This is a genomic window from Halalkalibacter flavus (assembly GCF_036663575.1).
GTDB classification, from domain to species: Bacteria; Bacillota; Bacilli; order Bacillales; family Bacillaceae_D; genus Halalkalibacter; species Halalkalibacter flavus.
In genome coordinates this window covers 1-22,037 of record NZ_JAWRVK010000025.1, presented here as the reverse complement: position 1 = coordinate 22,037, position 22,037 = coordinate 1, and the positions used below count along the sequence as shown (strand labels likewise).

At 37.3% G+C, this 22,037-nt stretch carries 18 protein-coding genes; 8 read left to right on the top strand and 10 right to left on the bottom strand.

The annotated features are described in order from the left end of the window. Positions 1–27 precede the first annotated feature (27 nt). Positions 28–1,266: a zinc-dependent alcohol dehydrogenase gene (locus SAY88_RS16015; RefSeq protein ID WP_332632973.1), complete on the top strand. Its 1,239-nt coding sequence runs from the start codon at positions 28–30 to the stop codon at positions 1,264–1,266. 2 nt (positions 1,267–1,268) lie between these two features. Then, complete coding sequence (locus tag SAY88_RS16010) at positions 1,269–2,360, top strand: class II aldolase/adducin family protein (RefSeq protein WP_332632971.1); 1,092 nt, start codon at positions 1,269–1,271, stop codon at positions 2,358–2,360. A gap of 63 nt (positions 2,361–2,423) precedes the next feature. On the opposite strand, the gene SAY88_RS16005 is transcribed toward SAY88_RS16010, so the two are convergent. Further along, positions 2,424–3,539 carry an MGDG synthase family glycosyltransferase gene (locus SAY88_RS16005; protein ID WP_332632970.1) on the bottom strand — a complete coding sequence of 372 codons (1,116 nt, stop codon included), beginning with the start codon at positions 3,537–3,539 and terminating at the stop codon, positions 2,424–2,426. Positions 3,540–3,726: 187 nt separating this feature from the next. Here SAY88_RS16005 and trpS point away from each other — a divergent pair, with 187 nt between their 5' ends. Next, positions 3,727–4,719 (top strand): tryptophan--tRNA ligase, encoded by a 993-nt coding sequence (trpS, locus tag SAY88_RS16000; protein WP_332632968.1) that lies wholly within the window; start codon positions 3,727–3,729, stop codon positions 4,717–4,719. A gap of 339 nt (positions 4,720–5,058) precedes the next feature. On the opposite strand, the gene SAY88_RS15995 is transcribed toward trpS, so the two are convergent. From SAY88_RS15995 to SAY88_RS15985, 4 genes are all read right to left on the bottom strand, one after another. Next, positions 5,059–5,802 carry a YjbA family protein gene (locus tag SAY88_RS15995; RefSeq protein WP_332632966.1) on the bottom strand — a complete coding sequence of 248 codons (744 nt, stop codon included), beginning with the start codon at positions 5,800–5,802 and terminating at the stop codon, positions 5,059–5,061. 94 nt (positions 5,803–5,896) lie between these two features. After that, positions 5,897–6,121 carry a YuzI family membrane protein gene (locus tag SAY88_RS26280; protein ID WP_488803299.1) on the bottom strand — a complete coding sequence of 75 codons (225 nt, stop codon included), beginning with the start codon at positions 6,119–6,121 and terminating at the stop codon, positions 5,897–5,899. Positions 6,122–6,160: 39 nt separating this feature from the next. After that, a complete protein-coding gene (locus SAY88_RS15990; protein WP_332632964.1) occupies positions 6,161–6,991 on the bottom strand; it encodes a DUF2268 domain-containing putative Zn-dependent protease in 831 nt (276 codons plus the stop codon). A 497-nt stretch (positions 6,992–7,488) separates the two neighbouring features. Continuing rightward, complete coding sequence (locus SAY88_RS15985; protein WP_332632962.1) at positions 7,489–9,636, bottom strand: DNA topoisomerase III; 2,148 nt, start codon at positions 9,634–9,636, stop codon at positions 7,489–7,491. 221 nt (positions 9,637–9,857) lie between these two features. Between SAY88_RS15985 and coaA the strand changes: the two genes are divergently transcribed. Further along, positions 9,858–10,811 (top strand): type I pantothenate kinase, encoded by a 954-nt coding sequence (coaA, locus tag SAY88_RS15980; RefSeq protein WP_332632960.1) that lies wholly within the window; start codon positions 9,858–9,860, stop codon positions 10,809–10,811. A 31-nt stretch (positions 10,812–10,842) separates the two neighbouring features. Here the strand turns inward: coaA and SAY88_RS15975 are convergent, their stop codons facing one another. Next, positions 10,843–11,967: a D-alanyl-D-alanine carboxypeptidase family protein gene (locus tag SAY88_RS15975; protein ID WP_332632958.1), complete on the bottom strand. Its 1,125-nt coding sequence runs from the start codon at positions 11,965–11,967 to the stop codon at positions 10,843–10,845. A gap of 415 nt (positions 11,968–12,382) precedes the next feature. Between SAY88_RS15975 and SAY88_RS15970 the strand changes: the two genes are divergently transcribed. Beyond that, complete coding sequence (locus SAY88_RS15970) at positions 12,383–12,970, top strand: cell wall hydrolase (RefSeq protein ID WP_332632956.1); 588 nt, start codon at positions 12,383–12,385, stop codon at positions 12,968–12,970. A 65-nt stretch (positions 12,971–13,035) separates the two neighbouring features. On the opposite strand, the gene SAY88_RS15965 is transcribed toward SAY88_RS15970, so the two are convergent. Next, positions 13,036–13,530, bottom strand: a complete 495-nt coding sequence (locus SAY88_RS15965; protein ID WP_332632954.1) for a GNAT family N-acetyltransferase — start codon at positions 13,528–13,530, stop codon at positions 13,036–13,038. Between the two features lie 116 nt (positions 13,531–13,646). On the opposite strand from SAY88_RS15965, the gene SAY88_RS15960 reads away from it, so the two are divergent. After that, positions 13,647–14,249: a hypothetical protein gene (locus tag SAY88_RS15960; RefSeq protein ID WP_332632952.1), complete on the top strand. Its 603-nt coding sequence runs from the start codon at positions 13,647–13,649 to the stop codon at positions 14,247–14,249. Between the two features lie 180 nt (positions 14,250–14,429). Beyond that, complete coding sequence (locus SAY88_RS15955; RefSeq protein ID WP_332632950.1) at positions 14,430–16,931, top strand: CBS domain-containing protein; 2,502 nt, start codon at positions 14,430–14,432, stop codon at positions 16,929–16,931. 105 nt (positions 16,932–17,036) lie between these two features. Here SAY88_RS15955 and SAY88_RS15950 read toward each other — a convergent pair whose 3' ends face one another. Beyond that, on the bottom strand, positions 17,037–18,320 hold the full coding sequence (locus SAY88_RS15950; protein WP_332632948.1) for an acetyl-CoA hydrolase/transferase family protein: 1,284 nt from the start codon (positions 18,318–18,320) through the stop codon (positions 17,037–17,039). 185 nt (positions 18,321–18,505) lie between these two features. Here SAY88_RS15950 and SAY88_RS15945 point away from each other — a divergent pair, with 185 nt between their 5' ends. Continuing rightward, positions 18,506–19,492, top strand: a complete 987-nt coding sequence (locus tag SAY88_RS15945) for an LCP family protein (protein ID WP_332632946.1) — start codon at positions 18,506–18,508, stop codon at positions 19,490–19,492. Positions 19,493–19,620: 128 nt separating this feature from the next. Here the strand turns inward: SAY88_RS15945 and fabF are convergent, their stop codons facing one another. Together fabF and SAY88_RS15935 are read right to left on the bottom strand one after the other, a co-directional pair. Beyond that, the gene (fabF, locus tag SAY88_RS15940; protein ID WP_332632944.1) at positions 19,621–20,862 is read right to left on the bottom strand and encodes a beta-ketoacyl-ACP synthase II; all 1,242 of its coding nucleotides are present in this window, start codon (positions 20,860–20,862) and stop codon (positions 19,621–19,623) included. 25 nt (positions 20,863–20,887) lie between these two features. Continuing rightward, positions 20,888–21,826: a beta-ketoacyl-ACP synthase III gene (locus tag SAY88_RS15935; RefSeq protein WP_250098048.1), complete on the bottom strand. Its 939-nt coding sequence runs from the start codon at positions 21,824–21,826 to the stop codon at positions 20,888–20,890. Positions 21,827–22,037 lie beyond the last annotated feature (211 nt).

Here is a 22,037-nt window from a genome sequence, read left to right as displayed (position 1 = left end):
CATATATATTGAGGGAGGTGATAGATAATGAACGCATTGCAATTTAATTTTACCATTCCAAAATATGTATTCACAAAAACCGTTGGCCGCTTTTTTCCTTCTATTCATTGGAACTCCCGTTTTTCATGTCTGAATTGGGGAGAAACAGAAGAACCGACTTTGCCCAATGATGATTGGGCAAAGATCAAAGTAAAGTATGGAGGAATTTGTGGAAGTGATATGAACTTGCTCTTTCTACATGATAGTCCTTCAACTTCTCCTTATGTTTCATTTCCATTCACGATTGGACATGAAGCGGTAGGACAAATAGCTGAGTTAGGGAAAAACATTTCGCATTTTTCAAAAGGGCAAAGAGTTGTTGTTAACCCAGTACTCTCTTGCGAAAGTCGAGATTTAGATCCATGTCCTGCTTGTGAACGTGGAGATGAAAGTTTGTGTGAACAGAAAACGAAAGGTTCTATCGAATCTGGATTACTTATAGGTGCTTGTAAAGACACAGGTGGAAGCTGGAGCCCATATTTTGTGGCACATAAAAGTCAAATTCTCCCATTGCCAGATGAAGTTGATGATCTAAACGGGGTGTTAGTAGAACCATTTAGTTGTGCTCTTCACGCCGTCTTAAGGAACCCTCCAAAGGAAGGGGATCACGTATTAGTCATTGGTGCAGGAGTAATTGGACTCTCTGTTGTTGCAGCAATTAAAGCACTTGATTATTCGTGCAAGGTCACAATTTTAGTCAAACATACCTTTCAAGGTGAAATGGCCAAAGCTTTTGGAGCAGATGAGGTTATTTATTTAAATGGATCATATGTAGAAAAAACAGCTAGTGCTCTTGGTGCCGAAACACTAAAACCGGTAATAGGACCTGAAATTGTCCAAGGCGGAGCAAGCATTGTCTATGAATGTGTAGGCAAGAAGAAAAGTGTCACAGATGCACTACGCTTTACTGAAAGTGGCGGGAAGGTCGTCCTCCTTGGTTTGGCAAGTATTATGAAACAAGTTGATTGGACGACAGTATGGCTCAATGAATTAACGATTAAAGGGTGTTTTGCTTATAGTACAAACGAGTTTGAGGGACAAAAGATGAATACTCTTCAAATTGCAATTGAACTGATGAAAAGAGGAAAAGTAGATCTATCACCTCTTATTACACATCAATACCCTCTGCACGACTATAAGGTAGCTTTCAACACCATCACGAAAAGAAAACGAGAAAATGCATTGAAAGTTGTCTTCAATCATGATCAAACTACTGTTGGAGGTTAGACATGAAGAATTTTATGCTTAGTTCAAACCCTACAAGTCCATTTTTACAGAGCCTATCCGATGGGCTCGTTTCAACATTTTCAAGAAATGGTTTTACGTATACTAATAACGCAAATGACCCACTTCAACTCGTCTTTCATTTTGTCACAGAAGAAGATATCAAGCCTTTTAGAAGAAAGGCGCAAGCAACATTTGTCGTTGCAGTACTAGAAAGTTCAGGCCAGCCTTACGATTTATTTACAGAAGTCTATCCATTTCTCATCCGCTCATTAGCAAATCACTTTATGTATATTAATCATCGCTCAGGTAAAACAGATGTTCATTTCTTAACACCTGAACAGGGTTGTTATTCCATTTCATATCATGAAGGGGATGATGAACAGCAGTTTCTTGATAAAATATACGAGCGTTTGCAACCTCTAACTTGTTCAAGACTGGTTATTGATAATCAATTCTCCGAAGATCTTCCAAAACAACTTTGGCACGGAGATCACGTAACAACTGAATTAAGTCAATCTGGCAAAAAACTTGATGAGATGGACTTACTCCCAGCTCCCTTTCCTTTGGACAAGTATTTAAGCGAAAGAGACATGCGTCATTTAAATAAACTTTATGGTCTTGGTGGGTTAAGTTATGGAAATTTAAGTGCCAGAAGTGATGAAGACCATTTTTGGATGAGTGCTAGTGGAATTAACAAAGCGAACATGAAAGAAATTGGGCGGGATATATTATATATAAAAGGTTACAATGATGAGGAAAATCACATTGAAGTTAGTATTCCACCGAACGTTAGTCCGAAGCGTGCTTCTGTAGATGCAATCGAACATTGGATGATTTATAGAGAACACCCTGATGTCGGTGCTATTGTTCATATCCATGCTTGGATGGAAGGCATTCAAGCGACTGAAATTAATTATCCTTGTGGAACGCTTGAACTCGCAGAAACAGTTGCCTCTCTTATTCGTGAGTCTGATAACCCATCAGAGGCCATTATCGGGTTAAAAAATCACGGGCTGACAATCACGGGGCCTTCACTTGAAAATATCTTTAATCGAATTGAAGGGAAGATTCAACGACAAGTTCCAATGTCTTAACACAATATAAAAGGATGACTAACAACTGACCCTAAGACCATATGGGTCAGTTTTGTCATCCTTTTATAATACTTGCTTTGTTCGAACTAACTGTTTGATAACATAAGCAATATGCCTAGCTGCATCTGGTTTCTTTAACTTTCGTGCGTTTGAAACTAACTGATGATACGTCTCTTCATTAAACACCATTTCTTCCAAATGACTAGATATGTCTTCAATTCGTTCTGCTTTCACAGCGGTGCCAAAATCGATTAAAAATTGGGCGTTATCTTCTTCATGTCCTGGAACTGGCTGATAAATCAAAATTGGGGTCTCACAAGCTAAAGCTTCTGATACAGTTAATCCACCTGCTTTTGAAATTACGAGATCACTCGCCCGTAAATAATTTGTGAATTGATTAGTATATGAAATTATGTGTAGCCGATGTTTACTTCTACACTGGCGGATCTTCTCTTCTAACTCTTTATTTGTTCCCGTCATACATAATATTTGAATGTTCTGTTGTAATTCTTCCAAGGTTCGAATGATCTCTTCATACTTGCCCAAACCTAAGCCCCCACCAGATATAAGAATCGTTTTTTCATCTGGTTGCAGCTTTAAATCATTTCGTAACTTCCATCTAGGGATGTTGATATCTGGTATTTCCTTTATCGGAATTCCTGTACAAAACAATTGTTCTAACGATAAATTATGCTCTTGGGCAAAATGATCAATATGTGGTGAAGCTGTAAAATATCCGTCTATTTCAGGCCTGACATAAGCAGGATGTAAATACAAATCAGTAATTACTGTATATAACGGCATGGTTAAATTTTTCTTTTTCTTTAACCTCGCTAAAAAAGCGGTAACAAACGGGTGTGTTGATATCATGACACTGGTTCTTTGTTTTGTAATGATTGAATTTAATTTCTCACAGAAGAATGTACCTAATTGATCTAATACTAAAAACCATGAGTATTCTTCACTATATCGATAAAGCCTCCCCCAAAGCCTCGGGGTCTTCTCGATCATCCGTAAATATAACTCTAAAAATGTTTTGTGTAATAACGGATGAATGGAGTGAAATGTATCAATAATCGTCACTGTTTCGCCTTGTTGCTCAAATTGTGCTTTCAAGGCTTTAGAAGCTTCGTTATGACCATTTCCGATAGATGCCGAAAAGATTGTAATTTGACTCATAAGCGAACCTCACTTCCTTGAACCAGGTACAAATACGATATAGTTAGTGTTTACTTTTTCTTGTAGAACATTCACATCCAGCATATGAAAAAAGTTGTCTGTTCATATAAAGTATGTACCTATGTTTTTTGAAAGCAATCTGATATGATTTGATGTATAACAATTGTTAATGGAAGGAATGACAAATATGAAAACCGTATTTTCTGGAATTCAACCAAGTGGTACGCTTACACTCGGAAATTATTTAGGAGCAATGAAGCATTTTGTTGACATGCAAAATGATTATAATTGTTATTTTTGTATTGTTGATCAACATGCGATCACAGTTCCACAAGATCGACTAAAACTACGTGAAAATATACGCAGCCTTGCTGCCCTATACTTAGCTGTTGGAATTGATCACGAGAAGGCAACACTTTTTATTCAATCAGAAGTTCCTGCTCATGCTCAACTTGGATGGTTAATGCAATGTGTTTCTTACATAGGTGAGCTTGAGCGTATGACGCAATTTAAAGATAAGTCGGATGGCAAAGAAGCCGTCTCATCGGCCTTGCTTACTTATCCACCATTAATGGCTGCAGATATTCTTCTGTATAAAACGGATATCGTTCCTGTTGGAGAAGACCAGAAGCAGCATCTTGAACTTACCCGTGACTTAGCAGAACGTTTCAATAAAAAATACAATGATATTTTTACGATTCCTGAAGTTCGGATTCCTAAGGTTGGGGCACGGATTATGTCTTTAAATGATCCATCTAAGAAAATGAGTAAATCCAATCCGAATCCGAAAAGTTACATCTCTATGCTTGATGATGAGAAAACAATTACAAAAAAAATCAAAAGCGCCGTTACCGATACGGAAGGTAGCATCCGTTTTGATCGTGATGAGAAACCGGCAGTTTCAAATTTACTTTCTATTTATTCCCTATGTTCAGGTGAATCCATTGAAAACATTGAAGAACGTTATGCAGGAAAAGGTTATGGTGATTTCAAGTCTGATTTAGCTGAAGTCGTTGTCGAAACATTACGCCCGATTCAACAACGCTACTATGAATTAATTGACTCAGAAGAACTTGATGACATTCTCGATCACGGAGCAAATAAAGCAAATGATGTTGCTTTACGCATGATCGAAAAAGCCGAGCGAGCAATGGGGTTAGGGCGCAAGAAAAAGAAATAAGAAAAAACGAAGGACAGGTGTCTCTTGTCCTTCGTTTTTCTAATAGACAGGAAAATTCTGTCTTGTTGGCTATTTAATAGCCACTATTTTTCTTCATAATTTTACCAACAAAAAATGAAAGTCCAAGAGTTCCAACAAGTAATACAACCGTAAGGATTTGCATGACTGTATATGCGAAGTTATCCATTGTTTCCCCTCCTCATGCCTTTTAACGTTTCGTTATTAATTATAGGAGAGTTCAGATACATTGTAAATGCCTAAGAAAAAGCCAATTAGGCTATTTCTTAGGCATTAGTATGCTTTTTCCACTTCGATCTATACTTGTCACAAACCGTTCAATTATTTAACGCTTGTCCCATGTTCAAGCTCCCAAAGTTTCTCAAAGAAAGCTTGTCCTCTGACTAAAGCTTCACATAATTGATGGTGTCTTTCAGTCCACCCTTGACGTATTTCTGAATAAAGTTGTTCCCATGCTTCATCCCTATTAAGCATTTGAATTCGAACATAATCATTAGGGCTCCATTCTGTATACCAATACCGAACTTCAGCATCAGTACCAGTTGAATAAAGTTGGTCTAGTGCCATATATAAAAGCTGTTTTAATTGACGCTCTTTTCTTGTCAGCCCCCAAAGATCTTCTGGGCTTGGTGAAAGGATGTGATAATCCTTTTGTACATCTAAAGTTAAATCAAATTGTTTCCATTCATTTTGTTTTAATTGCTCATATACCATTTGTTCTTGTCTTGGGGTTAGTCGGCTTTTTCTTATAGGAGTTTTGTACCCCATTGTATCAATTGCAATTATTCTTTCACCATCAGTTGCAATAAAACAATAATCTAATTGAATACGTGACATATTTTTCCTGAGGTAACTCTGTTGGTGAACTTCCGATAACAATTCTTCTGGTAAATCAGATAGGTCATTTTCAATATAATGGAATAGGTTCGGAGTAACATATACCAAAATGGCTTGATCTAATACTTCAATTCTGTCATCACTGCGCCATTCATGAAAATCGCATACGTTGTATCCATTTTCCTCCCCTTCAAACCAATTGACCCATACGTCCCGGATATGGACCATAAAAAACCCCCCTTACTGTATTTCGTTTTGTATCAACAGTATAGGCAGGGGAGAACCAGTTTATTCCACTCTCTCTCAATTCATTCCAATTATCCTATGGTTTTTTTTGTTTTTTATTTCTTTTCATTGGATATGTCATTGATACAATGATGATCACGATCCCAATAATAAAGAAGTAAAACTCTACCCTATGCAGTAAAAACTGTAAATACATTAACGATGTATAACCTGTGATCAACAAATTCAAGTATGCTAAGATAGTTATTCCACCTATTACTGCAAACGAGAAACCTACAAGAACAAAGAACAATCTAATCATGAGCTATCACAACAAACGAATACCATTTTTTCTCACCTCTCATGTTTTGAACAAAGATCGATCAAGAAACGTGTCAGCAGATAAAGGTAATAAACGTAACGTCGTGTCTGATTCATTTGTAGCTGATTCGATGATCTTATAGCCGGTATAATATCCTAACCATAATGGAATCCCTAACTCTTTGTTTCCATAAAGAAGTGGAAGATAATTCTTTCTCCCTTTTTTCTGTAAATTGGGGCGAATCCATCTTTCAAACCACTGATTCGTCCAAACATGGTCATAACGCGTTGTCCAACTAGCACATGCCCCAACCCCCAATTCTTCTCTCACAGCAAATTCAGCTAAACCTTCCATCACCATCGATTCAAGAAATGTCACTGCTTCCTCGGCTTGATTCATTGTTTGCAAGCGACATATATGGTGGTATTCATGAGTAATTAATGCTAATAAATCTTCCTTTGTTGTAGATGAATTGATAAAAAGAACGATGCCACTTTCTAATGAAAGCCCAGTTTTACCACCCAGTTCCTTTTTTAAAATTTGATCATGATCATTCATTGGCAATATATATATCTTTATATCTGGACCATTCCATTTGTGTTGTAATTTTAAAAACTGTTTTTGAATAATAAACCACGGTAGCGTTTCGCTCCATTTTTCATATTCTAAATTAATTGATTGATCTGGTAGAAACAGTCCCATCTGGATGAGATATTGGTGTAGACCTAAAACATCATTAGTTGAAAAGATTTCACATAGTGGCTCAATGATTAAATCACGCTGACATTCCACTTTTTCTTCAATTGTCTTAGCTTTATTCCACTTATTGTTGTAGTGATATAACCACTTGTCCGTTCTTACAACCCCCATTTTGATGACACCCTCCTTATTTCCACTATATGAAGAGTTTGTCTAAAATGAACCAACTTCTGCCTTTTCTACAAAATATCATTAGAAAATTATAAAAAAAGATAGCTAGAGCTATTTACAATATAACCCTGGCTATCTTTTTCATTGGCTATTTTCGCATACTTTGTTGTTTTTATGGGGTACCTGTTCTCCACATGTTCGTTCCATTGCGCTCCAGCCACTTGCTTTCGAGGCAACTGAAAAAGGTACGGTTTTGACCTTTTTCAGTTGCCTTTAAGCAATGAGCGGAACCGTTGCTTTGTCTTAAAGCCTGCTATGAATGGTTTTCTCATAGCAGGCGCGCAACGTGTGGAGCCATTGCTGCTTCCTCGAATCCGCTAAAAAGGATTTTTCAGCGGCCTTCTTTCCGCGGGGGGTGTTGAGTGACTTCCGCTCCATTTCACTATGAGAAATACCATTCCTTTACAGCAACAATCTTTACAAAAACAGCCTTTTCATTAGACTAGAAATGTAATTTTATTTTGTTCTTTGTTCCAAACTAGAGCCGCATTAAATGTTTTTTCATCTTTTATAAATCCTTCGATCATTTCTGTCTTTCCATCTTTCAGTAATTTTTTCACATCTTTTTGCCTGATTTTTTTTCCAAGAATAACTTTAGAAATCGTAAACTTACATTGATGTGATTGATATTGGCTGCATCCATAGAATGTACCTTTATCTAGAATTGATCCACCACAGCCCGGACACTTCCCAACTGAAGCAGAGCGCCTTTTGCCTCTTTTCGGTTTCTTTTGCATCGACGACGTGTCAAACTTTGAAAAATCCCATGATAGAGACTGTCTACTTGCTTCATCAAGTATATGAGTAACAAGCTTCTTCGTTTGATCCATAAAAATCGCAGGTGATGCCTCTCCTTTTCCAATCTCCCTTAATCGCTGCTCCCACTTAGCCGTCATCTCCGCAGAAGTCAGAAGACTTGCCCCTAATGCCTCAATCAATAACCGACCTTTTTCAGTTGGATAAACGATGTTTTTCGTTACTGTCATATATCCCCTGTCTTTTAAAATCGTTATAATCCCTGCTCTCGTTGCTTCTGTTCCAAGTCCTTGTGATTCCATCAATACTTTCTCAAGTTCTTGGTCGGTTACTTGTTTCCCAGCTGTTTTCATGACATTGATAAGCTGCCCCTCTGTATACCTTTTAGGGGGCTGTGTAACAGATTCTTTCGTCTCTATATGTTTAACTTGTCCATTATTTCCTACTTCAAGGGCAGGGAGCTCTTGATCTTTTTCTCGTTTATTTGTCTGAATGATTTTTCTCCATCCTAATTGCTTCACTACTTTCCCTTTTGATTGGAATGTGGCTCGATTATCAACGAGTGTCTCAACTTTGGTCGTGTCAACAAGGGCATCTTCTTCGTGTGCAGCAAGGAGAGAACGAACAACTAGATCATAAATGTTTTTTTCTTCTTTCGTGAGCTTCTCAAGATCAGGTACTTGTTCAGTTGGAATAATGGCATAATGGTCAGTTACTTTTTGATCATTCACAAAACGTGGATTACCAATTAAAGTTGAAACAGGGAGAGGAAAATACGATGCATATTCCGGTTTCGTTGACAAAGTTTCAAGAATGGTTGGAAACGTGAATGCTTCTCCCTTTGTAACATAAGGAGAGTCCGTTCTAGGATATGAGATAAAGCCTTTTACATAGAGCTTTTGTGCAATATCGAGTGTTTTTTTCGGTGAATAACGATAGCGTTGATTTGATACTGTTTGTAGACTAGAAAGAGTATACAAAAAAGGCGGCTTAAATCTTTTTTCTTCTTTTTTCACATCAACAATTGTTGCTTGTTTCCCTTTACAAAACATCGCAATTTTATTTGCCAATTCTGCCGTTTTTATACGCTTATCACCATCTTTGTGCCATACGCCTTTGAATTCTTTTCCTTCGACAATAAAAGTAGCCGTTACTTCCCAAAATGGTTCAGGTTTAAAATCTTCAATCTCTTGTTCCCTCTTCACAATAAGGGCTAGCGTTGGGGTTTGAACTCTACCAGTTGAAAAGACATCTGAGACTCCTTTTTTTTGTAAAAGAAGAGTATATACCCTTGATGCATTCATACCAACGAGCCAATCCGCACATGATCTACTTAATGCTTCAAAGTACAGAGGTCTTGTTTGTTCTTCAGTTTTTAGTGAACGAAACCCTTCCTCTACTGCCTTTCTTGTAAGAGAAGATAACCACAGCCGTTTTAGTGGTTTTTGAACGTTACATTGATCAATAATTAAACGCACGATCAATTCCCCTTCACGTCCGGCATCCCCTGCCATGATGATTTCAGTCACATTCGATTGTTGTACCAATTTTTTGATCACTTGAAACTGTTTCCCTTTTCCTTTTGAGATTTGATGCTGAAACTTTGAAGGCAAAATTGGCAATGTATCTAACTTCCATGTCTTCCATTTTGGATCGTAAACTTCAGGTGGAACTAGCTCACATAAATGCCCAACAGCCCACGTAATGTAGGCGCCTTTTGGGAATTGAGCTGTTTTTTTAATTTCAATATACCCTGTCTTTTTAACTGATTGATACGGCGCAGCTAATTTCGCTCCTTGATCAGGCTTCTCTGCGATAATTACTTTCATCCCACTTTCTATCCTTTCGCCACACTACTTTTGATCAATTATAACTCATTATAGAAATAATAAGTGAAAAATTCCCCTTTCCACCCGAAATAGTGTTACTATACAAAAAGATACTTTTCATCAATTATTTACAATTGTTAAAAATTTATATGCTTAAGCTTTCTTTGCAAATAAAGAAGCTTGCATCACCTTTTAATTATCATAAATAAAAGGAGAAAATTATGGCTACTTTAAATAAACCTGTTCCTTTATCTGCCTATACCCAATTTAGCCGTGCTGAATGGGCAAAATTGTCACAATCAACTACTGAGATTTTGTCTGCTCATGAACGTGAAAAGCTAGGAAGTATTAATGAGACAATTTCTGCAGATGAGGTTACTGATATCTATCTTCCACTATCACAATTACTATATATGCATATGACTCACTCTGTTACTTTACATGAAAATGTTAGTAGTTTTTTGCAGAAAAAAACGAAGAAAGTTCCATTTGTTATCGGGGTAGCTGGTAGCGTTTCGGTAGGAAAGAGTACCACTGCACGGTTAATACAAGCATTAGCTTCACGCTGGCCCAATAACCCTAAAGTTGACCTAATAACTACAGATGGCTTTCTATACCCCAATGCGGTACTTGAAGAGCGAGGGTTAATGAAACGAAAAGGGTTTCCTGAAAGCTACGACATTGGGCGATTAATTCGTTTTCTATATGAACTAAAATCTGGTCACGCTTACATTGAAGCGCCTATGTATTCGCATTTAACATACGATATATTAGAAGATACCGTTCAGAAAATAATTGAACCAGATGTTGTCATAGTTGAAGGAATTAACGTCTTGCAAGTAAATAAAAAAGACCGACGTATTCCACAAGTATTTGTCTCTGACTTTTTTGATTTTTCCATTTATGTAGATGCCGATGAAGAGGACATTCGATCTTGGTATATTGAACGATTTAAATTACTTAGAAATACGGCTTTCCAGCAATCTGAATCCTTCTTCCACCGCTTTCGTCATTTAAGTGATTCAGAAGCTTACGATGTCGCCAAAGGCATTTGGACTACGATCAACGGCATCAATCTTGAAAAGAACATTCGACCAACTCGCCATAGAGCCGACCTCATCTTGAAAAAAGGGGCAGGCCATCGTGTTGAAGAAGTTCATTTAAAAAAAATGTAGAGAAGGAGGCAGTCTCCCTCTCTACATACTTTTAAATCGAGAGTATCGATCGTAATTGAGATAACACCTGATAGATAAATGAAGGTTGTGTTTCTGTTTCTTCTAGCCTTTTTCTATTAACCTTCTCATCAGGCTTATCTTCTGGATTTAACAATGTTGTTTTAATAATTCGATCACCTTCACCTCTCACCCATAAGCGACCAAGGGCATTAACGTCTACAGAGATCTCCTCATTTCGGTTAGAAAGGAAATATACATCTTCTTCAAGTTCAAAACGATCTCCTGACTCGGAAGTAAAGATCTTATGACTAAACAAAACATTCGTCTGAAAATGCTCAAATCCATAATCAAATAATGTAATCATATCATTATAAGCATGATCACTAGAGGGGGCATTTAATGTAACTGCAATTAACTCCATTCCATTTCTCTTTGCAGTTGTAACAAGAGTATAGCCCGACTTTCGCACAAAACCATTTTTCACACCCGTCACTCCATCATAATGCCATAACAGACGATTATGATTATAAATGACTGTTTCCCACCCTTCTCCAATCCATTCCATCTCTTTTGTACCAACAATTTCTCGAAAGGTTTCATTTTGCATAGCATATTGTGTGATCTTAGCCATGTCATAAGCTGAGGTTGTATGCTCCTCATCATATAGGCCATGAGGATTTGTGAAATTTGTGTCTTGAACTCCAATCTTCTCTTCAATAAAACGATTCATCTTCCTAGAAAAAAGCTCTTCACTTCCTGACATATGCTCTGCGATGGCTGTTCCTGCATCATTGCCAGAATTAATTAGCAACCCTTGTACAAGCTTTAGTAAAGAAACTTGTTCATCTTCTAGTAAATAAACACGTGTCCCTATCACATTTACAGCTTCTTCACTTACCGTAACGATATCATCAAGGTTCCCTTCTTCTATCGCTACCATTGCCGTTACTATTTTTGTAATACTTGCTGGATACATCTTTTGGTTCATATCTTGATTAAATAATATTTCTCCTGTTTCAGCGTCCATTAAAATCGCTGTTTCGCTATATAATGACAAGGTCTCGTTCGCAGCTTCTATTGTTTGGGGTCCTTGAATGAGTTGAATTAGGATGACAACAATACAAAGGATGCTTGTCTTAATAGATGTTAGTTTCACATCATCCCTCCAATCCGTAATAATCACAAAGACTAGTATAACTTAAACATATTACAACTCGTTAACACCAATATTACATATACCAGTGATCCTTTTTAAAAAAGATAATGGAAAAGGTTATCTAATCTGGTTTAATTTTCAAATTATCTAATTTACTATATATCTAAAATAACAACGAAACCCCTTATCAGTACTGAATTTTCACCCATTCTTGTACATATCACCTTTCATTCCTATCCAGAAAGGTATAGATTTCCCCACATTTCGTTACATAACTGTAAAGAAAGAGGTTGCTCCCTACTGCTCCATAGCTTGTTGTACTCGGTATTTGTGACTGGAAAAAATTAGCTACTTCATCTACCCAAATTTTATGCTAGTTTAGTAGAGTACGATTTACCGAGGAGGGCATTAACTTATGAAAAAAATGATTTTTACTATTTGTGCGGCGGCATCTATTTTCTTTATTGGAGGGAATGATACACAGGCTCAAACAGTTACACACTCTGTTGTTCCAGGAGATACCCTTTATAAATTAGGTCAACAATATGGCGTTTCAGCTACTGAAATTCAAAGAGCAAATAACAAATCTTCTTCTATAATTATGGTCGGAGAAAAATTAACAATCCCTGCATCTATTTCAGCAGCAGAAAAAGACCTATTAGCACGATTAGTCCTTGCAGAAGCAGAAGGTGAACCTTATGCAGGGAAAGTAGCAGTAGCAACCGTTGTATTGAACCGTGTTGCTCACAAAGATTTTCCAAATACTGTAACAGAAGTCATTAATGAGGTCTCAAATGGCTACTACGCATTTTCTCCTGTACAGAACGGTCGTATTAACCGTGCTGCTGACAGTGAATCTATTCGTGCGGTTAACGAAGCTTTAGCGTTCCGTGGACAAGGTGCAGGATCACTATTTTTCTATAACCCAACGATTGCAACAAATCATTGGAATGCTACACGAACAGAAACGATTCGTATTGGTAATCATGTGTTCTCAAAATAAAATAGCATTGAAATAAGGCTGTCTCAAAGGTTAAAGAACGAACCTTTGAGACAGCCTCTTTCTTATTATAAAATCTTCATCATATATTCTTCGTCTACATACTTTTCGTTTATCTTAAGAGCTCTTTTCTCAAACCCATATACTTGAAACCCTAAAGATTCATAAAGTTGTTTTGCTTTTTTGTTTTGTGCTGCAACGACAAGTTGTAACTGCTCGATTCCTTGAGCTTGCGCTTCCTTCATTACATAAATAAAAAGCTTTTTCCCTAATCCCTGTCCTCTTGCCTCTTCAGCTATAAATACACTTCCAATTGCTGCCTTATGTTGCATTTTCAATAGCTTAGAACGCGAAAGACTTATGATCCCTACAAGCTGGTCCTCTTTTTTGAACAATCCATAAAATGCTTCTCCATTCGATAGTTTTGATTCAAAAAAATCAATGGTTTCCTTTACTTCTTCTTCATAGCTTGCAGCAAAGGCTTCTGGCACTTGTTTTAATGCTTGCAACCTAAGCTGTTCAAAGAGGGGCGCATCTTTAGTTTCTAACTTTCTTATTTGCACAATGAAGCATCCTTTCTATTAATTAATAATCTTTATTTTCAATAAAAAACAGGTACTTTCCACCTAAACAAGGAATAAAACTAGTAGTATATTTTCAAGAAAGAATGGTGATCCTGATGACGCGAATCTCTCGAACTTCTCGTACAAAAGCCGAACGAGTTCAAGCTGCATATGTAAATCGTTTGACTGAAGTGCATAGTGTGGATCCTATTCAACCAATTGAGCGAACAGAACAAATAAAAAACCACACGAGCCATCCATCTGAAAACCATTTGCTTTCATATGAACGATATTTTCAGACAAAACAACATATAAGAGATGCCTTTAGACACTTTTATAGGCATGAAAAGGAACTATGTAGTATCGCGAATGGCTTAGACGAAGCAAGTAAAGAAATCCTAACACATATAGAGAAACTCGTCCAAAAATATAACCAAACAATGAAATCCCTTAAATCTTTTGATAAACTGTCTGGAACAAACCATCTCCTTTCAATAGAAGATTTAGTTTTACAGCATAAATGCGGCTTAAAAACGCTTGGGATAACCGTGCAACATTCTTCTCCATTCCTATCATTTGATCCAGCACAATTTCTCATTCACTTAGCTAAATCAAAGACAACAACCCTTCAACAAGTAAAAAGCTTTAAGACGTTAATCATGAATAAATACCAATCGTTAGCACAGACAAAAATAATCATTATATCTCAACTATTATGAAAGTTCTCCAATTGAATTAAAAGGCTTAATGATTGAAGAAGAGGGATAAACTCTACACCTTCTCATCACTTATCAAATAATGAGCAAATTTGTTAAAATATAAGAAATTCATTTAGAAGAGTCTGTTCATAAAGGGAAAAAATCACCCTTTTTGAACAGACTCTAGAAAGGAGGAAAACGATGGATGTTATTGTTTCACACGTAAATTTAGACTTTGATGGATTAGCATCAATGCTAGCTGCTAAAAAACTTCATCCTGGGGCTCAAGTTGCTCTAACTGATAAACAGCACCCAACCGTAAAGTCCTATTTAGCAATTTATAGAGATGAACTTGCCTTTTCATCATATACAGAAATAAATTGGCAGCATGTTCGTACGTTAATTCTTGTCGATGTTGCCTCATTAAAGCGAACTGGTATCCCCATTTCAGACTTGTCTCTACATGTACAATTCATTGTTTATGATCACCATGCACCTAAAGCAGGAGATATAACAACAGGAGAACGTCACATAGAACAAGTTGGGGCAACGGTTACGCTTCTAACTGAACAATTACATAACAGAAAGATGACAATTACTCCTTTTGAAGCAACATTATTCGGTTTAGGTATTTATACGGATACAGGAAATTTCACCTATCCACAAACAACGGAAAAAGACCTTTTGATGGCATCAGTGTTAAAGAAGCATAACATGGACATTGCATTGGTTGATCGTTTCTCCGAGCAACCATTGTCGCTTGAGGATAGACAGCTTTTTCAAACACTCCTGACTAAAGGCAAGGAACAATATGACACAGGTATAACACTTTTTCTAACGACACACGAGCAACCAAGCTATCAAAGTGGACTTGCTACCTTAACAAGAAGATTACTTGAATCAACCGATTCTGATGCAGCTATTTCAATTGTTAAAATGAAAGATCATGTTTATGTAGTTGCAAGAGCAAGTTCAGAGCGCATTGACCTAAGAAAATTAATGACAGAGCTCGGCGGTGGAGGACATGCACAAGCGGCGTCAGCTACTTTAAAGAGAAAAGGTCTTAATGAAGTCATAAAAACTGTTCAGAAATCATTAGCAGTAATTATTAAACCAGCCATTACTGCTGCAGACTTTATGGCATCTCCAGTAAAGTCGGTTTCACCATATGACACCATTAATGAGGTTCTTGAACAGATGTATCAATACGGCCATACTGGTTTCCCTGTAGTGAATGATCAAGGACAACTGGTTGGTATCATTTCTCGGCGTGATGTGGATAAAGCAACTCATCATGGACTTGGACATGCCCCAGTAAAAGGATATATGTCTACGCAGCCTGTGACTCTCTCTCCAAATGCTTCTTTGGAGGAAATTCAATCGACGATGATGAAACACAACATTGGTCGTATACCAATATTGTCAAATGATCAAATGGTCGGTATTTTATCAAGAACCGATATTATCGAACAATTACATAAGGAGACGAGTAAGTTAAGCAGGCAGTTGATTATTGAGATGATAAGGAGCCAGTTATCGAAAGACATTTACAAACTTCTTATCGAAATTGGGACGATTGCTGATAGTCAAGGAGTGAGAATTTATTTAATTGGTGGAATTGTTCGTGATTTTATTCTAAATCGAGCAAATGAAGATATCGATTTAGTTATAGAAGGAGACGGAATTGCCTTTGCCAACTTACTGTCCGAACGCTTAGGTGGTCAAGTCAAATCACATGAAAAATTCGGTACAGCAACATGGAAAACTACAGATAACGTTAAAATTGACATTGTCACATGTCGGACTGAATATTACGATGCCCCTGCAGCACTTCCTAATGTACGTGCTTCTAATATTCGAGAAGACTTAAGAAGACGTGACTTTACAATTAATGCAATGGCACTTCAAATTAACAAAAGTCATTTTGGGACATTACTTGACTTCTTTCAAGGTCAGGATGACATTGAGCAAAAGAACATCCGTATCTTGCATACACTAAGTTTTATTGAAGATCCTACGAGGATTATCCGGGCAGTTCGTTTCGCCTTACGCTTTCATTATCAGCTAACCGAACAAACTTTCACGTTAGCCATCGATGCTGTTGCGATGTTAAAGCAAGTAAGTGCTAAGCGTCTATTACGTGAATTCGAGTTACTCGTTAAAGAAGGTTCCATTATTGAAGCTATAAAAATGCTAGATGAGATTGGTGTGTGGACTACCTTACTTGGTCATAGTCCTACAGAAGACGAGATAATCAAAGTAGATGCTATACTTAAAAAAATACAAGATCCATTTTTTATTTTCCTTACTTTTGCTTATCGTCAAAAAGAATGGAAAAGAAAAGTGAAGCTCTTTGCATTAACGGCTCGACAAAATCAAATCATACAGCAGCTTGAAATCTTGGATGAACACCAAATAGAGCAACTTACTACGATCGGTTCTATCCATCAACAATTTTACAATTATACAGAAGAGACGATTTTTATTTATACAGTACTAACAAAGAACGAGATGTTGCATACCTATTTAGAGAGAAGAAAGCATGTAAAAGCATTGCTTTCTGGAAGAGATTTAATTGATAGGGGAATTAAGCCTGGTCCTGTTTTTTCTAATATTCTACACCAGTTAACATGCTTGCAACTAAATGATCAAATCAAAACGAAAGAAGAAGCAATCTCGTGGCTCGATACAAATTTCAAATAAAATTATGAGACAACCTTTTTAAGGGAAAGAAAAACTGCCCTTTATTCTGCATTGCTTCGGTGGTGTCTCAAAAGGTCAAAAATAGGCTTTTTGAGACACCACCTTTTATTGATATCCCATTTTTTCAGCTTCAAGTTTTAGTTCGGCGCGAAAATTTGGATGAGCGATTTGAATTAGTGCCTCCACTCTTTCTCGTATTGTTTTCCCCCTCAATTTGGCCACACCATATTCTGTGACAATGTAATCAACATCATTTTTTGAAGTTGTTACAACAGACCCCTTTGCCAAAGTAGGAACAATTTTGGAGATTGTGCCATTTTTGGCTGTTGAATGCAAGCAAATGATCCCTTTCCCACTCCTTGCCATTCTTGCTCCTATACCAAAATCACCTTGTCCACCTGTGGAAGAATAACTTCTCCCTCCAATTGATTCAGAATTGCACTGTCCTAAAAAGTCCACTTCAATCGTTGCATTAATCGTTACTAATTGCTCAATTTGTGAAATTACTCTACTATCATTTGTTTTGTTAACGGGAAACATTTGAACTTGTTTATTATTATGCATAAAGTCATATAACTTCTTGGTTCCAAAAGCAAATGTTGCTGTCATACTTCCTTTTTGTAATGGATTGTTTGAATTTGATATTGCTCCAGCCTCAAATAATTCAACTACTTTATCTGGAATCATTTCTGTAAATATTGTTAGGTCTCTATGATCCTTCAAATAGTTCATAATCGCATTAGGTATCGCCCCAAACCCAATTTGAAGAGTATCGCCGTTGTTAATCATTTGGGCAACTGTTTCACCAATAATTTTATCTTCTTCCCGTATGGGAATATCTGGGGTTACTGGTAATGAGACATGATTTTCTATAAAACCATCTATTTCAGTTATATGAACTCGATTCTCACCAAATGTGTATGGCATTTCATTATTCACTTCAAATATTATTTTTTTCGCTTTTTTAATAAGTGGATAAATATAATCACAATTGGTTCCAAGTGAAAAATATCCATCATTATCCATAGGAGAAACCGTTGCCATTATTACGATTTCCTTTGCCATCTCTTCAAGAATAGAAGGTACATCTGAAAAATGATTTGGTAAGAGATCAAGCTCTTTCTCGTAAAACCCTCTTCTCTCGTCTTTGTTTAAAAACATGGAGATAATTTTCAGTTTAGATGGTTCGACGTCAATAACCGGTCGTAATGACAGCATTTGAAACAAGCGATTTCCCTTCAATGTTTTATGTGAAGGTAAATCGCTCATTAATGCTGGTGGTTCTCCAACTGCCAATGGAACAATAATGTCTTCATTCGGTTTTATAAGTAATACTGCTTCTTGTGCAGTATCGATTCGTTTCCTTTCTAACAATTCTAAACAATGCATCCTATTCCTCCAACTCCTGTAATATTAATTATTTTTATTTTTCATTCATGAAAAAGTCATTTCAAACGAATAATATTACTATGTTTTCGTTCAGTAACCAAGAGGAGTATTATCATATAGTGTTAGCAGTCAAGTTTAATCCTATGTCTTACCTAACAATTATCGGAACGTGAGGAGGGCTTCCATTGTCCACCCGAAAAAGTTTAAAGGAGATAAGAAAAAGACGACGCTATCGAAACATTTTGATCTTTTCCTGTCTTACATTCCTTTTACTTCTTGGTGCGATTGGAACGTACATATTTTCGCAGTATGAAGCTGGAAGAACAGAGACTGAACAAGGAATTATGATGATAATAAACGATAAACCCAAAAGCACGAACAATGATCATACAATAATTAAGGCGAAAGAACCTGAAAATAATGAACCAATTAATATGCTTTTAGTTGGAATGGACACATCCAAGGATGAAATTGCACGCACAGATACTATCATGGTAGCTCAGTATAATCCAACAAATGGAGAAGCTAAGGTTGCATCAATTATGCGTGATGCCTATGTAGAAATACCGGGGAAATCCAAAAATAAAATTAATGCTTCTTTTGCTTTTGGGGGAGTGGAACTGCTGCAACAAACGCTCGAACATAATTTCGATCTAAAAATACATTATTATGCTCTCGCTAACTTTGATGGTTTTATTAAGTTGGTTGATACAATTGCACCGAATGGGTTAGAAGTCACGATAGAACGTAAAATGTCAGATCCAAATAATGCAATTAACTTTGAGCCAGGAGCCCAAAGACTAAACGGGGAAGAGACTTTAAAATATGTTCGTTTTCGTAAAGACAATGAAAATGACTTCGGTCGTGTCAAAAGGCAACAAGAAATATTACAACACCTTAAAAATGAGTTATTTACTATATCAGGTATGACAAAAATTCCAAAACTCATTGGTATGTTGGAGCCTCATGTAAAAACAAATATGCGCACGACCAAAATGCTAAGCTTAGGAAGAGATGTCGTCCTTAATCCTATTGAGGATATTGAAACGTTACGTATCCCTATCGAGAATAGTTTTACAGATGCGTATTACCAACATGCTGGAGCCGTATTAGACATAGATGTTGATACAAACCGACAAGCACTCACGGAGTTTTTTGATAAGATAGAATAGAATATCTAACAAGTAAAACATAAAAAAGGCTGACTACCTAAGGGGCACTGAAAAAGGTGATTTTCGCTTTTTCCGTGCCCTCTTACTTAATTCCTTAACTATTGGAATTAAAGTAGTCCAGCCTTTTTTTATTCAGTATATTCTTTAAACACAAGCGTTGCGTTGTGTCCCCCAAAACCTAAAGAGTTACTTAAGACAGCTCGTACGTGCTGCTTACGCGCCTCATTTGGTACGTAATCTAAATCACAGTCAGGATCTGGATTCTCATAGTTAATCGTTGGAGGGATGATCCCTTCTTTTATTGCCTTAACTGACAAGATCGCTTCGACGGCCCCTGCAGCCCCTAATAAATGCCCTGTCATTGACTTTGTTGAGCTTATTGCTAATTTATAAGCATGATCACCAAAAACTGCTTTCGCTGCCATTGTTTCAAATTTATCATTATATGGAGTACTCGTACCATGAGCATTTAAATAATCAATATCTTCAGGTTTTAAGCCAGCATCTTCAATCGCTTGCTTCATAGCTCTAGCACCGCCTTCTCCCTCTGGTGCCGGTGCTGTTACGTGATGCGCATCTCCTGTTGCCCCGTAACCAACAATTTCAGCATAAATCGTAGCTCCACGCTTTTTCGCTGATTCTAAACTCTCAAGGATTAAAATCCCTGCTCCTTCTCCCATTACAAACCCATCACGCTTTGCATCAAACGGTCTTGAAGCAGTTTGAGGATCCTCGCTAGTGGACACAGCTTTTGCTGAACAGAAGCCAGCAACTGCCATATTCGTAATTGGCGCTTCTGATCCTCCTGTAATCATTACATCAGCATCTCCACGCTGAATGACTTTGAATGCATCGCCAATTGAATTCGTACCGGAAGCACAAGCTGTAACAGAACAAGAATTAATTCCTTTTGCTCCAGTTGTAATTGATACCTGTCCCGAAGCCATATCTGGGATCATCATTGGAACGAAAAATGGACTAACTCGCCGATGTCCTTTCTCTAAAAATTGACGGAAATTCTGTTCGTATGTCTCCATGCCACCAATTCCCGAACCAATCCAAACTCCAACCCGAGGAGCAATATCTTCTGTTATTTCTAAATTTGCATCTTTTAGTGCCATTAATGAAGAGGCAACAGCAAATTGTGTAAACCTGTCCATTTTACGAGCTTCTTTTTTGTCAATAAATTCAGCCGGATCAAAATCGCGAATTTCGGCTGCTACTTTCATTGGAAATTCTTCAGCTGGAACTCTTGTTAATGGACCGACTCCCGATTTCCCAGCTATTGCATTTTCCCAAGTATTTTCAACATTTAAACCGAGGGGCGTTACCGCACCCATCCCAGTGATTACAACACGTCTTTTTTCCAAAGTCATTCTCTCCTTTGCGTAATGGTTATCTTCCCCATCTAATTGCAACAGAGCCCCATACCAGACCAGCTCCAAACCCTACTAAAACAAGTAAATCTCCATCTTTAATCTTACCACTTCTTAACTCATCTACCATAGCCATAGGGATAGAGGCAGAAGATGTATTTCCATATTTATGAACTGTTTTAGACATCTTTTCTACTGGAAGATCTAATCGCTCTCTAGCCGCTTCCATTATACGAATATTTGCTTGATGTGGTACGAGAAAATCACAGTCCTCTTTGGTTAAACCTGCTTTCTCAAGCACTCGTAGTGATGAATCCCCCATTTGACGCACAGCAAATTTAAATACCTCACGGCCGTTCATTTGTAAATACTTACCTTGTTGATTAATATGCATGGCTCCAGTTCCATCAGCACCTAATTCAAAGGCTAAAATTCCTTTATCTTCAGAAACAGGCCCTAAAACTGCCGCACCCGCACCATCTCCAAATAAGACTGCAGTATTACGGTCAGTAAAATCTGTAATTTTTGATAATTTTTCCACACCAACAACAAGAATATTCTTATATGCACCTGTTTCTATAAATTGTTGTCCTGTTGCTAGTCCATATATAAATCCCGCACATGCTGCACTAATATCCATAGCAGCTGCCTTTTTTGCTCCTAGACGGTGTTGAATTAATGTAGATACCGTCGGAAAGGGCATGTCTGGCGTAACAGTTGCCACCAAAATTAAATCTATATCTTCAGCTGAAACTCCAGCATGTTCTAATGCATCCTTAGCTGCAAAGTAAGCCATATCCGAACTATCAACATCTTTAGGCGCAAAGCGTCTTTCTTCAATTCCTGTTCTCGTTCGAATCCATTCATCATTTGTATCTATTTTCTTTTCAAAATCAGCATTTGTGACAAGCTCTTCTCCAATGTAGCTTCCCATACCTAAAATTCCTGCTTTTGTCATCTTACTCAATCCCCTTTCGCGAAGCACACGACCTTTTGGGTTATTATTAGTACCTGATCCTAATTTTACAGTAAGAAAAGAAATATGTCTACAAGACGTTCATACAAAAGGCGGTTTTCCTTTTGGATGAACGTCGATGCAATGCGCGGAGCCGTTGCTATGTTTTAAGCCTAAAGGAGCGTTCTTCTCCTTTAGGCGCGCAACGTGCGGA

Bases quoted from the DNA above. Each gene is read 5' to 3' on its own strand.
- SAY88_RS26280 (WP_488803299.1), bottom strand. From the start codon at position 6,121: ATGATTAGATTGTTCTTTGTTCTTGTAGGTTTCTCGTTTGCAGTAATA.
- SAY88_RS15970 (WP_332632956.1), top strand. From the start codon at position 12,383: ATGAAAAAAATGATTTTTACTATTTGTGCGGCGGCATCTATTTTCTTT.
- SAY88_RS15995 (WP_332632966.1), bottom strand. From the start codon at position 5,802: ATGGTCCATATCCGGGACGTATGGGTCAATTGGTTTGAAGGGGAGGAA.
- SAY88_RS16005 (WP_332632970.1), bottom strand. From the start codon at position 3,539: ATGAGTCAAATTACAATCTTTTCGGCATCTATCGGAAATGGTCATAAC.
- coaA (WP_332632960.1), top strand. From the start codon at position 9,858: ATGGCTACTTTAAATAAACCTGTTCCTTTATCTGCCTATACCCAATTT.
- trpS (WP_332632968.1), top strand. From the start codon at position 3,727: ATGAAAACCGTATTTTCTGGAATTCAACCAAGTGGTACGCTTACACTC.
- SAY88_RS15985 (WP_332632962.1), bottom strand. From the start codon at position 9,636: ATGAAAGTAATTATCGCAGAGAAGCCTGATCAAGGAGCGAAATTAGCT.
- SAY88_RS15960 (WP_332632952.1), top strand. From the start codon at position 13,647: ATGACGCGAATCTCTCGAACTTCTCGTACAAAAGCCGAACGAGTTCAA.
- SAY88_RS16010 (WP_332632971.1), top strand. From the start codon at position 1,269: ATGAAGAATTTTATGCTTAGTTCAAACCCTACAAGTCCATTTTTACAG.
- SAY88_RS15935 (WP_250098048.1), bottom strand. From the start codon at position 21,826: ATGACAAAAGCAGGAATTTTAGGTATGGGAAGCTACATTGGAGAAGAG.
- SAY88_RS15990 (WP_332632964.1), bottom strand. From the start codon at position 6,991: ATGGGGGTTGTAAGAACGGACAAGTGGTTATATCACTACAACAATAAG.
- SAY88_RS15955 (WP_332632950.1), top strand. From the start codon at position 14,430: ATGGATGTTATTGTTTCACACGTAAATTTAGACTTTGATGGATTAGCA.
- SAY88_RS15950 (WP_332632948.1), bottom strand. From the start codon at position 18,320: ATGCATTGTTTAGAATTGTTAGAAAGGAAACGAATCGATACTGCACAA.
- SAY88_RS16015 (WP_332632973.1), top strand. From the start codon at position 28: ATGAACGCATTGCAATTTAATTTTACCATTCCAAAATATGTATTCACA.